General features: G+C 72.8%; 13 protein-coding genes and 1 pseudogene. 11 read left to right on the top strand and 3 right to left on the bottom strand.

Annotation, left to right across the window (positions count from 1 at the left end):
• Positions 1-4: 4 nt before the first annotated feature.
• The 3 genes from ACGFIR_RS13750 to ACGFIR_RS13740 are packed head-to-tail and all read left to right on the top strand — an operon-like array spanning position 5 to position 3626.
• Positions 5-1672, top strand: a complete 1668-nt coding sequence (locus ACGFIR_RS13750) for an extracellular solute-binding protein (RefSeq protein ID WP_393145113.1) — start codon at positions 5-7, stop codon at positions 1670-1672.
• Positions 1669-2679: an ABC transporter permease gene (locus ACGFIR_RS13745; protein WP_393007782.1), complete on the top strand. Its 1011-nt coding sequence runs from the start codon at positions 1669-1671 to the stop codon at positions 2677-2679. The genes ACGFIR_RS13750 and ACGFIR_RS13745 overlap by 4 nt, the downstream gene beginning before the upstream one ends.
• Positions 2676-3626 carry a carbohydrate ABC transporter permease gene (locus ACGFIR_RS13740; RefSeq protein ID WP_393007780.1) on the top strand — a complete coding sequence of 317 codons (951 nt, stop codon included), beginning with the start codon at positions 2676-2678 and terminating at the stop codon, positions 3624-3626. Before ACGFIR_RS13745 ends, ACGFIR_RS13740 begins: the two co-directional genes overlap by 4 nt.
• Positions 3627-3675: 49 nt before the next feature.
• Here ACGFIR_RS13740 and ACGFIR_RS13735 read toward each other — a convergent pair whose 3' ends face one another.
• Positions 3676-6015 (bottom strand): TIM-barrel domain-containing protein, encoded by a 2340-nt coding sequence (locus tag ACGFIR_RS13735; protein WP_393145111.1) that lies wholly within the window; start codon positions 6013-6015, stop codon positions 3676-3678.
• Between the two features lie 161 nt (positions 6016-6176).
• Between ACGFIR_RS13735 and ACGFIR_RS13730 the strand changes: the two genes are divergently transcribed.
• The 3 genes from ACGFIR_RS13730 (at position 6177) to ACGFIR_RS13720 (ending at position 9309) form a co-directional block, all read left to right on the top strand.
• The gene (locus ACGFIR_RS13730; RefSeq protein WP_393145109.1) at positions 6177-8303 is read left to right on the top strand and encodes a beta-galactosidase; all 2127 of its coding nucleotides are present in this window, start codon (positions 6177-6179) and stop codon (positions 8301-8303) included.
• Positions 8225-8773: a GNAT family N-acetyltransferase gene (locus ACGFIR_RS13725; protein ID WP_393145107.1), complete on the top strand. Its 549-nt coding sequence runs from the start codon at positions 8225-8227 to the stop codon at positions 8771-8773. The genes ACGFIR_RS13730 and ACGFIR_RS13725 overlap by 79 nt, the downstream gene beginning before the upstream one ends.
• 62 nt (positions 8774-8835) lie before the next feature.
• Positions 8836-9309, top strand: a complete 474-nt coding sequence (locus ACGFIR_RS13720; protein ID WP_393007772.1) for a DUF1992 domain-containing protein — start codon at positions 8836-8838, stop codon at positions 9307-9309.
• A 6-nt stretch (positions 9310-9315) separates the two neighbouring features.
• Here ACGFIR_RS13720 and ACGFIR_RS13715 read toward each other — a convergent pair whose 3' ends face one another.
• Positions 9316-9891, bottom strand: a complete 576-nt coding sequence (locus tag ACGFIR_RS13715; protein WP_393145105.1) for a maleylpyruvate isomerase N-terminal domain-containing protein — start codon at positions 9889-9891, stop codon at positions 9316-9318.
• Between the two features lie 340 nt (positions 9892-10231).
• Between ACGFIR_RS13715 and ACGFIR_RS13710 the strand changes: the two genes are divergently transcribed.
• The 5 genes and pseudogenes from ACGFIR_RS13710 to ACGFIR_RS13690 all read left to right on the top strand — a co-directional run bounded on the left by ACGFIR_RS13710 (position 10232) and on the right by ACGFIR_RS13690 (position 12876).
• Complete coding sequence (locus tag ACGFIR_RS13710) at positions 10232-10627, top strand: nitroreductase family deazaflavin-dependent oxidoreductase (protein WP_393145103.1); 396 nt, start codon at positions 10232-10234, stop codon at positions 10625-10627.
• 32 nt (positions 10628-10659) lie between these two features.
• Positions 10660-10897: pseudogene (locus tag ACGFIR_RS13705) on the top strand (Tn3 family transposase); the annotation flags it as partial.
• 208 nt (positions 10898-11105) lie between these two features.
• Positions 11106-11846, top strand: a complete 741-nt coding sequence (locus tag ACGFIR_RS13700; protein WP_393145813.1) for an SDR family NAD(P)-dependent oxidoreductase — start codon at positions 11106-11108, stop codon at positions 11844-11846.
• Between the two features lie 70 nt (positions 11847-11916).
• On the top strand, positions 11917-12234 hold the full coding sequence (locus ACGFIR_RS13695; protein ID WP_393007764.1) for a DMT family transporter: 318 nt from the start codon (positions 11917-11919) through the stop codon (positions 12232-12234).
• Positions 12235-12252: 18 nt separating this feature from the next.
• On the top strand, positions 12253-12876 hold the full coding sequence (locus ACGFIR_RS13690; RefSeq protein ID WP_393145101.1) for a TetR/AcrR family transcriptional regulator: 624 nt from the start codon (positions 12253-12255) through the stop codon (positions 12874-12876).
• Positions 12877-13142: 266 nt separating this feature from the next.
• On the opposite strand, the gene coaD is transcribed toward ACGFIR_RS13690, so the two are convergent.
• Positions 13143-13592 (bottom strand): pantetheine-phosphate adenylyltransferase, encoded by a 450-nt coding sequence (gene coaD, locus ACGFIR_RS13685; protein ID WP_393145099.1) that lies wholly within the window; start codon positions 13590-13592, stop codon positions 13143-13145.
• Positions 13593-13834 lie beyond the last annotated feature (242 nt).

The following is a 13834-nucleotide window of genomic DNA, read 5'->3' as shown; positions in this document are numbered from 1 at the left end:
CGCCGTGAAGCCGTCCCCGCCGGGCGCATCCACCGACCGCCGGTCCCTGCTGCGCCTGCTCGGCCTCGGCGCCGCCGCGACGATGGGTGGCGCCACCCTGGCCGGTTGCAGCAAGGAGGCCGGGAGCAGAGGCAGCGCCACCAGGGCCGACGCCATCCGCTCGGTGCTGCCCACCCACAAGCCGGCCGAACTGCTCCCGCCCGACATCGCCGGTGAGGGGCCGATCCCCGACGGCTACCTCAGCTACCCCCGCACCCTCGTCGACGCCGTCACCGAGCAACCCGGCCGGGGCGGCCCGCCGATCGGCACCATGAGCCCGTGGTGGGGACCGGCCCCACCGACGGCGGGCCGCAACTCCTACCTCGCGGCGGTCAACGCCAGGCTGGGCGTCGAGGTGCACCCGAGCCTGCAGGACGGCATGACCTACGCCGACAAGCTCAACGCGATGCTCGGCGCCCGCGACGTGCCAGAACTGCTCAGCGTGCCCAACTGGGAGGTCGACAAGGTCGCCCGGTTCTCCGACGCCGTCAAGGCACTGTTCGAGGACCTCACCGACCACCTCAAGGGCGACGCCGCCGCGAAGTACCCCTACCTGGCCGCGCTGCCCACCGGCGCCTGGGAGTACTCGGTCTGGGGCGGGCGGCTGCACGCCGTGCCGTTTCCCACCGACGGGCCGTTCGGGTACGCCCTGTTCCACCGCGCCGACCTGCTCGCCCCGGCCGGCCTGGCGGCGCCGACGTCCCCGGAGGAGCTGCACGAGTTCGGCCGCAAGGTCACCGACCCCGCCAAGGGGGTGTGGGCCTTCGGCAGCGTCTTCGACATGGTGCAGCAGTTCTTCGGCTGCCAGCAGTACTGGCGCAAGAAGCCCGACGGCGGCCTGGAGCACAAGTTCGAGAACCCGGCCTTCGCCGCCGCCCTGGAGTTCACCGCCAAGCTGTTCGCCGACGGGCTCGTGCACCCCGACACCGTGGCCAGCAAGGGCGCCGACGAGAAGCAGCTGTTCAAGGCCGGCAAGATCCTCATGTACCAGGACGGCCTCGGCGCCTGGCAGGGCATGCAGAGCGAGCGGGTCAAGCAGCTGCCGAGCTTCGACATGCAGCCGCTGCCGGTCTTCGGCGTGGCCGGGGCACAGCCGGTCATCTGGGGCAGCGAGAAGCCCATCTTCTACACCTTCGTCAAGAAGGGCCTGGGCGCCGCGCGCGTCGACGAGCTGCTACGGGTACTGAACTGGTGTGCCGCGCCCTTCGGCAGCCGCGAGTTCGAGCTGCGCGAGTACGGCGTCGAGGGCAAACACTTCACCCGCGCGGCCGACGGCAGCCCCGTCCCGACCGAGCTGGGCCGCAAGGAACTGGGGGCGCAGTACACCCACATCGGTGGCCGGGTCCCGGTCAAGGTACGCAGCGCCGACACCCCCAACTACGTACGCGACTACCTGGGCTACTACCAGAAGAACATCGCCCAGATGGAGAAGGACCTCTTCGCCGGCATCAAGCTGGAACTCCCGGCCAACTGGTCGAAGGTCCTCCAGCCGACCGAGGACAAGATCCGCGACATCCTGCGCGGCCGCCGACCCGTCAGCGACCTGGCGCAGGTCCGCAAGGAGTTCCTCGCCTCCGGCGGTGAGGAGGGGCGCGCGTTCCACGAGAAGGCGCTCGCCGACAACGGCCGATGAGCGCCCCGGCCACCACCGACGCGCCGGCGGCCACCGGCCAGGGCCCACCCGCCGGTCGTACGCGGCGGTCGCGTCCCCGGCACCGTCTACGCGACCGGCTGCGCCGGGACTGGCCGCTGCTGGCCATGACGGCGCCGGCCGCGGCGCTGCTGCTGGTCTTCCACTACCTGCCGACGCTCGGCAACGTCATCGCCTTCCAGGACTACAACCCGTTCGTCGGCGACGACCCCGTCGAGGCGTTCTGGCACAGCGAGTGGATCGGCTTCGGCAACTTCGAGGCACTCTTCGGCGACCCGCTGTTCTGGGACGCGGTCCGCAACACCCTGACCATCACCGCGTTCCAGCTCGTCTTCTTCTTCCCGCTGCCGATCCTGCTGGCCGTCCTGCTCAACAGCCTGGTCTCCGCGCGGCTGCGCGGCTTCGTGCAGAGCGTGGTCTACCTGCCGCACTTCTTCAGCTGGGTGCTCGTGGTGACGTTCTTCGTGCAGATGCTCGGCGGGGCCGGGCTGCTGGCCCAGGAGATGCGCGCGGCCGGCATGCAGCCGTTCGACGTCATGACCGACCCGGACACCTTCATCGTGCTGGTCACCGCCGAGGCGGTGTGGAAGGACCTCGGCTGGGGCGCCATCGTCTTCCTGGCCGCGCTGGCCGCCATCGACCCCAACCTGTACGAGGCGGCGGCGGCCGACGGGGCCGGGCGGTGGCGGCGGCTGTGGCACATCACCCTGCCGGGCCTGCGCCCGGTGATCGTGCTGCTGCTCATCATGCGCCTCGGCGACGCGCTGTCGGTCGGCTTCGAACAGTTCATCCTGCAACGCGAGGCGGTCGGCCGGGAGGCCGCCGAGGTGCTGGACACGTTCGTCTACTACCAGGCCATCAGCACCCAGCAGTGGGGCCTCGGCGCCGCCGCCGGGCTGTTCAAGGCCGTGGTCGGGCTGGTTCTCATCCTCACCGCCAACAAGGTGGCGCACCGCCTCGGCGAGCAGGGGGTGTACGCGAAGTCATGACCACGCAGCTCAGTGGCACCGGCCCGCACCTCGACGCACGGCGGCGACGGTCGCGGCGACCCACCTGGGAGGAGCCGCCCACGGCGGCGGGCACCGTGGCCAAGGCCGCCGTGCTCACGCTGCTCGTCGCGGCCGTGCTCGTACCTTTGTGGGCGGTGCTGGTGACCAGCCTCGCCTCGCGGGACACGATCGACTCCACCGGCGGGATGGTGCTGGTGCCCCGCGAGATCGACCCCTCGGCGTACGTCACCATCTTCAGCGGCGGGCAGATCACCCAGGCGGTGTGGATCAGCACCCTCGTCACGGTGCTCGGCACCACCGTCAGCCTCGTGCTCACCGTGCTGGCCGCGTACGGGCTGTCGCGGCCCGGCTCGGTGGCGCACCGGGGACTGCTCTTCTTCTTCCTGCTGACCTTCCTGATCTTCCCCGGTCTGGTGCCCAGCTACCTCGTGGTCACCGGCCTCGGGCTCAAGGACAGCATCTGGTCGCTGATCCTGCCCAGCGCGATCAGCGTGTTCAACCTGGTGGTGATCCGGGCGTTCTTCATGAACGTCCCCGGTGAACTGCTCGACAGCGCCCGCATCGACGGCGCCGGGGAACTGCACATCCTGGTACGCATCGTGCTGCCACTGTCCAAGGCGGTGATCGCCGTGGTCGGCCTCTTCTACGCCGTCGGCTACTGGAACGCCTACTTCAACGCGGTGCTCTACATCGACGACAACGACAAGTTCCCGATCCAGCGGGTGTTGCAGAGCTACATCCTCGCCGGGCAGTCGCCGAACGTGTCCGGGGCGGCGGTCAGCCTGCCCGGCGTCACCGCGTACCCGCCGACGCTGGCGGTGAAGATGGCGGTGGTGGTGGTGACCGTGATCCCCGCGGTGATCGTCTACCCGTTCGTGCAGCGGCACTTCACCAAGGGCGTCATCACCGGCGCGGTGAAGGGCTGAGCGGACCCGTGCGGCGCCCGACCCGCGACAGGTCGGGCGCCGCCGCACCTCAGGCGGGGTCGGGCAGCCAGGCGTCGAACGGCGCCGGGGCCACCGCCTCGCCGTTGAGCAGCAGCCGGGCCGGGGCGTGCGCGCCGGCGACGCTGACGTACGCCACCCGCAGCGGCCCGTCGGTGTCCACCCGCAGGGTGTCGCCGTCGCGTACGGCCGTCACGACCGTGTCGCCGTCGACGTCGTGCAGCACCGTACGGGCGTCGACGGCACCCCAGCTGACCAGGGTGACGTCGTGGAACGGCCCGTCGCCCACCGTGTCGCCCGGCGCGACCGTCGGCACGAGCGCGCCGTGGCGGACGTAGAGCGGCAGCCGGTGCGGCGCCACGGCCACCCGCACGTGCCGCCCGCCCGGGTGCCGCTCGCCGGTGGCCGCGTCGATCCAGTCGTCGCCCACCGGCAGGTAGACGTCGCGCCGCCCGGACGGGTCCGTCACGGGCGCGACCAGCAGGTCGGTGCCGAGGCGGTACTGCAGGTCCGTGGTCCAGGCCGTCGGGTCGTCGGGGGTGTCCACCAGCAGCGCGCGCATCATCGGCGTCCCGTCGGCGGCCGAGCGCACCGCCGCCGACCACAGGTACGGCATCAGCCGGTAGCGCAGCCGCAGGGCCGCCACCGCGTCGCGTTCGGTCTCGGCGGGGAAGTCCCACGGCAGGCGGCTGGTGGTGCCGTGCAGGCGCACCAGCGGCGACAGCGCCCCGAACTGGGTCCAGCGCACATAGAGCTGCGGTGTGGGGGTGCCGTGGAAGCCGCCGGTGTCGTGGCTCCAGAACGGCACGCCCGACAGCCCGTGCGACAGCCCGCCGCGCAGGGTGCTGGCCAGCCCCGGCCAGGTGGCGTTGACGTCGCCGCTCCACTGCGCGCTGTGCCGCTGCCCGCCCAGGTACGACGAGCGGGCCCACACGGTACGGTGCCCGGCCACCTCCTCGGTCACCCGGGCCACGACGTCGTTGAACAGCAGCGCGTACACGTTGTGCAGCTCCACGCCGGTCATCCCGTTGTGGGCGACGGCGTCGACGGGCACCCCCTCGGCGAAGTCGGTCTTGAACACCGCCACCCCCTGCTCCAGCAGGGGCCGCAGCAGCCCGGTGAACCACTCGACGGCGGCCGGCTTGGTGAAGTCCACGATGGCGCTGGCCGGGTGGCTGCCGTGCCAGACGTCGGCGACGTACGGGCTGCCGTCGGCGTGACGCAGGAAGTGGCCGGCCTCGGCCGCGGCGGCGTAGAGCGGGCTGTCGGTCATCAGGTAAGGGTTCATCCAGAGGCAGACCCGGAAGCCCTGCCCCGCGAGGGTCCGCAGCATCGCCGTGGGGTCGGGGAACGCCTCGTCGTCCCACCGCAGGTCCGACCAGCGGCCGGCGACCTGCCAGTAGCAGTCCAGGTGCAGCACGTCGCACGGGATGCCCCGCTCGCGCAGCAGGCGGGCGCGCTCGAGCACCCGCTCCTGCGAGTCGGGGAAGAAACCGGAGGAGACCCAGGCGCCGAACGCCCACTTCGGCGGCAGGTACGGCCGGCCGGTGAGCCGGTCCAGCCGGTCGAGCACCTCCGGTGGCGTCGGACCGGCCAGCACGTAGTAGTCGAGCAGGTCGTCGGGGACCAGGATCTGCACGCTGCTGTGGGTGGACTGGCAGACGTCGAACTGCACCGGCAGCCCGCTGTCGACCAGCACCCCGTAGCCCCGGTCCGACAGGTAGAACGGCACGTTCTTGTGAGAACGGTCGGACTCGCCGCCGAAGGCGTCGAAGTTCCACATCAGCGGCCGCTGCCCCCGCTTGTCGAGCGGGGTGAACTTCTCGCCGAAGCCGACGAAGCGCTCGTCGCCGGGGGCGACGAAGCTCTCGTGCCAGGCGACGCGCGCGCCGTCGACGGTGGAGCGGCCGAACGGCAGGGTGCGCCGCCGGCCGCTGATGTCCCGGGTGCCCGGGTCCTGCGCGAGCAGCAGCCGCCCGTCGGGGCCGAGGAACCGCAGGTGCCACGGGTCGAGCCGGATCTCGGCGACCACGGCGCCGGCGCCGACGCGGACGTGGGTGTCGTCGACGGTGACGGTGGCGGGGTGGGTGCCGGGGCGCACCAGCGGCAGCGCCCGGGCGGAGCGGCTGCGGGCCTGCGGGTCGTCGGCCAGGCGTACGCGGATCACCCCCTCGCCGGCGGCGTCGACGCGCAGCGCCATGCTCGCGCCGTCGGAGAGGGTGGCCTTGAACGTCACCCCCTGCGGGTCGGTCGCGACGACCTCGGCCCGGCCGACGACGGCGGCCCCGTCCTCGCCGGGGCCCCGCACCGGCAGGTCGGGTGGGTCGGCCACGAAGCTCTCGTACGGGACCAACGGCGGTCGGTAGGGCATCGGCGTCTCCTCCGGGATGGTTCCGACGGTCCCGCCAGTTTCTTTGGCTTCCCAACTAACTGTCAACGACAACCTTCGTTTGCTCGGTGGCGACTGCCGTTGACATGCTCCTGTGCGCTTCATATTTTGGACGCCTTCCCAACGAACTGGCGGTGGTTGAGATGGCCGACGGTGTACTGCGCTACGGCGGCGACTACAACCCCGAGCAGTGGCCGGCCGAGGTGTGGCGCGAGGACGTCGCCCTCATGCGCCGCGCCCGGGTCAACCTCGTCACCGTCGGCGTCTTCGCCTGGTCGCGACTCGAACCGGAGCCCGGGCGCCACACCTTCGACTGGCTGGACCAGGTGCTGGACCTGCTGCACGACAACGGCATCGACGTCGCCCTGGCCACCCCGACGGCGTCGCCCCCGCCCTGGTTCTCCCTGGCACACCCGGACGCGCTGCCCGTGACCGCCGACGGCGTACGGCTGCACCACGGCAGCCGGGACACCTACTGCGCCGCCGCGCCCGCCTACCGGGCCGCCGCCCGGGGGATCGCCGCCGCCCTCGCCGAGCGCTACGCCCACCACCCGGCCCTCGCGCTGTGGCACGTGCACAACGAGTACGGCACCACCTGCCACTGCGCGCACACCGCAGGGGCGTTCCGGCGCTGGCTGGCCGACCGGCACGGCGACCTCGACGCGCTCAACGCCGCGTGGGCCACCAGCTTCTGGAGCCAGCACTACACCGACTGGGCGCAGGTCGACCCGCCTCGCGCCACGCAGTACCTGGCCAACCCGGGGCACCTGCTGGACTTCCGCCGCTTCTGGTCGGACACCCTGCTCGCCGCGTACGCCGAGCAGCGCGACGTGCTGCGCGCCGCCAACCCGGCGATCCCCGTCACCACCAACTACGTCCTCGGCGACTGGGTGCCCGTCGACCACGCCCGCTGGGCCGCCGAGGTGGACCTGGTGGCCGTCGACCACTACCCGGACGCGGTCGACGGCGGCGCGGAGGAACAGACCGCCCTCGCCGCCGACCTGGCCCGGGGCTGGGCCCGCCACGGCGCCGGCGGCGACCGGCCGGCGCCATGGCTGCTGATGGAGAGCGCCCCCAACCAGATCCACGCCGGTGGGCGGATGCACGCCAAGGAACCCGGCCGGATGGCCCGGCACAGCCTCTCCCACGTCGCGCGCGGCTCGCGGGGGGTCATGTTCTTCCAGTGGCGGGCCCCGGCGGGCGGGGCGGAACGCTTCCACTCCGCCCTGGTGCCGCACGCCGGCCCCGACAGCCGCGTGTTCCGGGAGGCCGTCGACCTCGGCGCGACACTTCAGCGGCTCCGCGAGGTCGACGCCGGCACGGTCGACGCCGACGTCGCGATCGCCTGGGACGCCGCCAGCAGCTGGGCCCTGGGCCACCCGGGGATGCCGTCGCCGTACCCGCGCCACCGCGACGAGGTGGCCGCGGCGCACCGGGCGCTGTGGCGGGCCGGGTACGGCTGCGACATGGTGCTGCCCGGCGACCGGATCGACGCGTACAAGCTGCTGGTGCTGCCCGCCCTCTACCTCGCCTCCGACGACACCGCCGACTGGGTCGGCACGTACGTGCACGGCGGCGGGCACCTGCTGGTGACCTGGCTCAGCGGCGTCGCCGACGAACACGCCCGCGTCCGCCTCGGCGGGCACCCCGGGGCGCTGCGCGACCTGCTGGGCGTACGCGTCGAGGAGTTCCACCCGCTCGCCGCCGGCCAGACGGTGCCCCTGTCGGGCGGCGGCACGGGCCGCCTGTGGACCGAGACGGTACGCCTCGCCGGCGCCCAGCCGACGGCCTCGTACGCCGACGGCGTGCTCGCCGGGCTGCCGGCCGTGACCCGCCACCGCTACGGCGCCGGCACGGCCTGGTACCTGTCCACCCGGCCCGACGAGACCACCTACCAGCGGCTGATGACGCACGCGGCGCGGGCGGCCGGCGCGTCACCCGTCTGCCCGGACGCACCGGCCGGGATCGAGGCGGTCCGCCGGCGCGGCGCCGGGGCGAGCTGGCTGTTCCTGCTCAACCACACCGACCGGCCGCAACGGGTCCCGGCCGCCGGGATCGACCTGCTCACCGGCGCGACGGTCGACACCCAGGTGCACCTGCCCGCCGGGGGCGCCGCCGTGCTGCGCGAGACCGGCACCGCCGGTGCCCGCCCGCCCCCCACCGCCGGCGCGGCCACGGGCACACTGTGCCGATGCTGCGCGCCCCGGCCACCGCGACCCTGCCGGAACTCCTGCTGCGCCCCTGGCGCGACGACGACGCCGAGGCCCTGATCGCCGCGTACCGCGACCCGGTGCTGCGCCGCTGGACCCGGGCGCCGGTGACCACGACCGCCGAGGCACGCCGGTTCCTCGCGTCGGCACACCGGGACTGGGCTGACGGCCGCCGGTTCAGCTTCGCCGTGCTGGAGCCGGATCCGGCCGGCGACATCCTGGTGGCGCAGGTCATCCTCAAGAACGTCACCGCGCGGGGCGAGGACGCCGAGGTCGGCTACTGGACCGCCGCGCCCGCCCGGGGCAGGGGCGTGGCCCCGCACGCCCTGACGGCCGTCACCGACTGGGCGTTCGACCGGTTCGCCGGCCTGCGGCGGCTGGACCTGCTGCACCAGATCGACAACCCGGCATCCTGCCGCGTGGCGGAGAAGGCCGGCTACCGCTTCCAGGAGGTGCTGCCCGCCCGGCCGCCGTTCCCCCGCGACGGCCACCGGCACGCCCGGGAATGCCCGCCCCGGCGGGGGCGCTGACCGCATGCGTCGGCCCCGACACGGTGGCCGCGTTACCGTGGGGTCGGGGGAGGTGCCGGCAGGTGGACAGCTGGGAGGCGACCGTCGAGGCGCGCATCCGCGCCGCGCAGGAGCAGGGCGAGTTCGACAACCTGCCCGGCGCGGGCAAGCCGATCCCCGGCCGAGGGGAGCCCTACGACGAGTCGTGGTGGATCAAGAGCTTCCTGGAGCGGGAGAAACTCCCCACCGACCTGCTGCTGCCGACGCCACTGCAACTGCGCCGCCGCGTCGAGCAGGTGCCCGACGAGGTTCGGGACCTGCCGACCGAGGCGGCCGTGCGCGCGTTCGTGGCCGACCTCAACGCCCAGATCCTCTCCTGGCTGCGTACGCCCACCGGCCCCCGGGTCGCGGTGCGCCCGGTCAACACCGACGACGTGATCCGCCGCTGGCGGGCCGAGCGGGCGGTGACCACGGCAGCCGCGACCCCACCCCCCGCACCGCCGACCCCACCACGCAGGCGGCGCTGGCGAGCGCCCTGGCGCCGTCGGGCGGCGTAGACCCGGTCAGTCCACCGCCGCCCGCCACGACCAGGACGTGCGCCGGGCGCGACCGGGCAGCTCCCCGCGACCGGTCAGCCACCGCAGCACCTGCGGCGCGGGCCCGGCGGGCGCGTCCGGGAAGAGCCGGCGCACCACGGCCGCGCTGAGCTGCTGCGGCGGCTGCCAGGGCACCCCGAGACCACGGGCGATGTCGTCGGTGTGCAGCAGGACCTCCGCCACCCCCATCGCCGCGAAGCCCGCCGGGTCGCAGGGACCGTAGTGCCACGCCCGCGTCTGCGGCGCGGCCGCGTCGACGGCAGCCCGCAGCAGGCCACCGCAGGCGACCACGACGCGCAGCACCTCGGCCGGCCCCGCGGCGGGGGAGACGACCAGGTCGAACGGCAGGTAACCGTCGTCGGGCCGCCCGCTGACCTGGCCGGCGTACGCCAACAGGTCGTGCGCGACGTGCGCGGCGGTGGCCCAGCAGCTCCACTCCAACCCGCCGGCGGGCACACTCCAGTCCCGCCCCGTGTGCGGGCCGAGAACGGCGGTCATCTCGCGTACCGCGTGGTGCACGTCGACTCCGGTCAGCGCGGACATCTGCCGACCGTGTCACTGCGGCCCGGCTGCCGCAACCGGATTGCGCTTGCCCGCCACCGTCGTCGCCCCTAGGGTCGGACGCGTGACTGCCGGGTCGGCCATGGGCCACGAGCGGACAGGGCACCCGGCCGTCAGGTGAGCCGGGGGCGGGCGCGCGGCCCGCCGATCCCCGCCACCCACCGGTGCCGCCGCCACGTCCACCGTCGCGCGCCGCGCCGCACACTCTTCCGCCGCCCACGCCGCGTCGTACAGCCGGCGTATCCGCATCCTCGCCGCCACCGGTCGCCGGGCGGGCGATCCACTGTGGCCGCACCCTCCTGCCCGAGCAGAGAGCAGAGCATTGCCCAACGACTTCAACCAGCAGATCATCGACGAGTTCCGCGCCAACTCCGGCCGGGTCGGCGGCCCCTTCGCGGGAGCCCGCCTGATCCTGCTGACCACCACCGGGGCCCGCTCCGGCAGCCCGCACACCACCCCCGTCGGCTACCTCCCCGATGAGGAACGCATCCTCGTCATCGCCTCGGCCGGCGGCAGCCCGAAGCACCCCGACTGGTACCACAATCTCCTCGCCGACCCGCACGTCACCGTCGAGGACGGGGTCTTCACCTACCAGGCCCGCGCGGTCGTGCTGACCGGCGCCGAACGCGACGAGATCTTCGCCCGTGCCGTGGAGGCCGACCCGGGCTGGGCCGCCCGCAAGCACGCCAACCACCGGTCGCGGCAGGCCGCGTCCTGAGCCTCGCGCGCCCGGCCGGCCGTGCGGTGCTGAACAACCCGGCACTAGACCGGATCGTGACCCGCTGGCCGGACATCCTGCGGGTGGCCGGCTCCCTGAGTCCGCGCCTACGACCTGCTGCGGATGCTCGCCCGCGATGGGCATCCCACCCCGCTCGGCCAAGCCCTGGCCGCGTATGGCCGGATCGCCGAGACCCTGCACCTGCTGACCATGGTCGACCCGGTCGAAGACCAGCTCGGCGCGCTCGGCCTCGTCCTCAACTCGGTCATACGAGGGTGACCGCGGTGTCGCCCGTTACCGTGAGTCGGGGCGCGGTGACCCGGTCGGTGCGGTCGCCGGTCTCGATCGAGGCGTGCAGGTGGTAGTGCCCGCGCGGCACGCCGGGTCATCGCCCGTGACGAACGTCACCCTCGCCTTAGTCGCGGGTGGTCGGCTACGGTCCAACTATTGTAACGATCGCTACAAAATTGGAGTTGTTATGAGTCCGCTCGCGGGGAAGGTCGCGCTGGTCACCGGTGGTAGCCGCGGAATCGGGGCGGCGGTCGCGCGTCGGCTGGCGGCGGAAGGTGCCGACGTCGCCGTCACCTATCTGCGCGCGGCGGACCGCGCGCAGCAGACGGTCCGGCACATCACGGGCCTCGGGCGCCGCGGCCTCGCGCTCGCGGTCGACAGTGCCGACGCCGCCGCGGTCCGTGTGGCGGTGGATCACGTGGCGGCGACGCTCGGCGGCCTCGACATCCTGGTGAACAACGCCGGTGTCTTCCCGAGCGGACCGATCGACGCCGTGTCCGGCACCGACCTCGACCACGCGCTCGCGGTGAACGTCCGCGCGCCGTTCGTGGCCGCCCAGTCCGCCGCGCGGCACATGCGACACGGTGGACGCATCATCAACATCGGAAGCTGTTTCGCCGACCGGGTTCCGTACGAGGGCGTGACCCTGTACAGCATGACCAAGACCGCGCTTGTGGGCCTCACCAAAGGCCTGGCGCGGGATCTGGGGCCGCGCGGGATCGCCGTCACAACCGTCCATCCCGGGTCCACCGACACCGAGATGAATCCGGCGGACGCCGACGGCGCCGACGCCGAGCGGGCCTTCATCGCGCTCGGCCGGTACGCCGACGCCGACGAGATCGCCCGCACCGTCACCCACCTGGCCGGCCCCGGGGGCAGCTACATCACCGGGGCCGCGCTCGCCGTCGACGGCGGGTTCGCGGCATGAGCGAGCGTCAGCGAGTGAATCATCAGCTCAGTGCCCGCGAATGCATCGCGCCGCGAAGCGGGGCGATCGCATGAGCTGGGTGGTGCTCGTCATCGCGGGGTTACTCGAGATCGTGTGGGCGACAGCGCTCAAGCACACCAATGGTTTCACCCGGCTCTGGCCGACGCTGCTCGCCTGCTCGACCGCGCTGGTGAGCTTCGTGCTGCTGTCGATCGCGTTGCGGGACCTGCCGGTCGGCACCGCGTACGCCGTCTGGGTGGGGATCGGCGCGGTCGGGGTGGCGAGCGTCGGTATCGTCGGCTTCGGTGAGAGTCTCACGGCGCCGCGGCTGGTGTTCATCGCGCTGATCGCCGTCGGGATCGCGGGGCTCAAAGCCGTCGAAGGCTGAAGCGATCGGACGGTGAGGATGGCGGCCAATCCACGCGGCAGACCCCGCGCGTTCGACCGGGCCACCGCCCTGCGACGGGCGATGGAGGTCTTCTGGCGGCACGGGTACGAAGGCGCCAGCATGGCCGACCTCACCGCCGCGATGGGCATCCGCCCGCCGAGCCTCTACGCCACGTTCGGCAGCAAGGCGGCGCTTTTCCGGGAAGCCGTGGCGCTGTACAACGAGATCGAGGGCGCCGGCCCGCAGGCCGCGTTGTGGGACGCGCCCACCGCCCGCGCCGGGGTGGCGGCGCTGCTGCGGCACCATGCCCGCGCCTACGTCGATGCCGACCGGCCGACCGGATGCATGGTGGCGCTCGGTGGTACCACCCTCGGCGCCGGGCACGACGACATCGGCGCGTTCCTGGCCGAGACCCGGCGCTCCGATGTGGACGACATCGCCCGGCGGCTCGACCGCGGCGTCCGTGACGGCGACGTGCCGCCCGGTACCGACACCACCGCGGTCGCCGAGTACGTCTACGCGGTGTCGCTCGGCATGGCCGTGCGGGCCCGCGACGGCGCGACCGGTGAAACGCTGACCGCCATCGCCGAGGCCGCGATCGCCGCCTGGGATGCGGTCGTGCCGCCGCTAGGTCGCGAGTAGGTGCTGCAGCTCACGGATGGCCTTGTAGAGGGTCAGGCCGGCGCAGCCGCTTTTGGGTCGTGTCGCAGCAGGGTGATGAACAGGTGTGCGGCGGTGACCCCCGATCGTCTTCACTGAGGCGGCGTTGTCAACGGCGCAGACTGCCAGCACCCGATTCATGCCTGTTCCACGCGCCTCGTAGGACCGGCCAACGGCCCGGATAGCTCGCCATCGACGGCAGGATCGTTGCCCGCCGACGGATTCTCAACCCCCGGATCCCACGGATGTCACGTCCGCAGCAGGCGTACCGCAGTCGACGACACCGAGGCCAGTTCGGGCTGCGCAGGCAGAAGTACCGTGGGGACACCCAGCGACTGGTTCATCGCGGCGAGCTGGTTCTCGGCCTCAAGGTCGGTGGCGTTACGCACGCCGCGAATGATCACTCCCACGTCGTGGCGGCGGCAGTAGGTAGAGGTCAACCCGTTCCAGGCCGCAACGGTGACGGAGGTCCACTCGACCGGCAGGACGGCCCGGACAGCGGCCGCCCGCTCCTCTGCGTCGGCGCCCGGATGCTTGACGCTGTTGACCGCGACGAGCACGATCACCTCGTCGAAGAGGTCGCGTGCCCGGCTCACCACATTCAGGTGCCCGGCAGTAAAGGGATCGAAGCTGCCGGGGTAGAGGGCGCGTACGCGTACGCGACCGGAGGTGCGTGCTGTCGGCCGTGGCTCTGCCACTGGTTCTGGTGTCACGGCCGCAGGACCCGCAGCGCGCCGGGGATGAGAGTCCGTGATGCAGCGGTCTGCCCAGCTCCATGCCTGCGGAGCCAGATCCGCACGCCGTTGTCGTTACCCATGACCCGACTGCAGGTATCGGCTACCGGATTCCGCTGACCCCGAGCATGGGCGACACGTCACAGCGGAGCGCCCAAGCGTCCAAGCCGTCTCTCGCCGGATTATCGGATTACCGGTAATGACAA

This window comes from Micromonospora sp. NPDC049051, from assembly GCF_043197575.1.
Classification (GTDB): Bacteria; Actinomycetota; Actinomycetes; order Mycobacteriales; family Micromonosporaceae; genus Micromonospora.
This window is presented reverse-complemented; position numbering and strand designations above follow the sequence as displayed.

Excerpts from the sequence above, each read along its gene's own strand:
- ACGFIR_RS13745 (WP_393007782.1), top strand. The coding sequence starts at position 1,669 with ATGAGCGCCCCGGCCACCACCGACGCGCCGGCGGCCACCGGCCAGGGC.
- ACGFIR_RS13740 (WP_393007780.1), top strand. The coding sequence starts at position 2,676 with ATGACCACGCAGCTCAGTGGCACCGGCCCGCACCTCGACGCACGGCGG.
- ACGFIR_RS13735 (WP_393145111.1), bottom strand. The coding sequence starts at position 6,015 with ATGCCCTACCGACCGCCGTTGGTCCCGTACGAGAGCTTCGTGGCCGAC.
- ACGFIR_RS13730 (WP_393145109.1), top strand. The coding sequence starts at position 6,177 with ATGGCCGACGGTGTACTGCGCTACGGCGGCGACTACAACCCCGAGCAG.
- ACGFIR_RS13725 (WP_393145107.1), top strand. The coding sequence starts at position 8,225 with ATGCTGCGCGCCCCGGCCACCGCGACCCTGCCGGAACTCCTGCTGCGC.
- ACGFIR_RS13715 (WP_393145105.1), bottom strand. The coding sequence starts at position 9,891 with ATGTCCGCGCTGACCGGAGTCGACGTGCACCACGCGGTACGCGAGATG.
- ACGFIR_RS13700 (WP_393145813.1), top strand. The coding sequence starts at position 11,106 with ATGAGTCCGCTCGCGGGGAAGGTCGCGCTGGTCACCGGTGGTAGCCGC.
- ACGFIR_RS13695 (WP_393007764.1), top strand. The coding sequence starts at position 11,917 with ATGAGCTGGGTGGTGCTCGTCATCGCGGGGTTACTCGAGATCGTGTGG.
- ACGFIR_RS13690 (WP_393145101.1), top strand. The coding sequence starts at position 12,253 with ATGGCGGCCAATCCACGCGGCAGACCCCGCGCGTTCGACCGGGCCACC.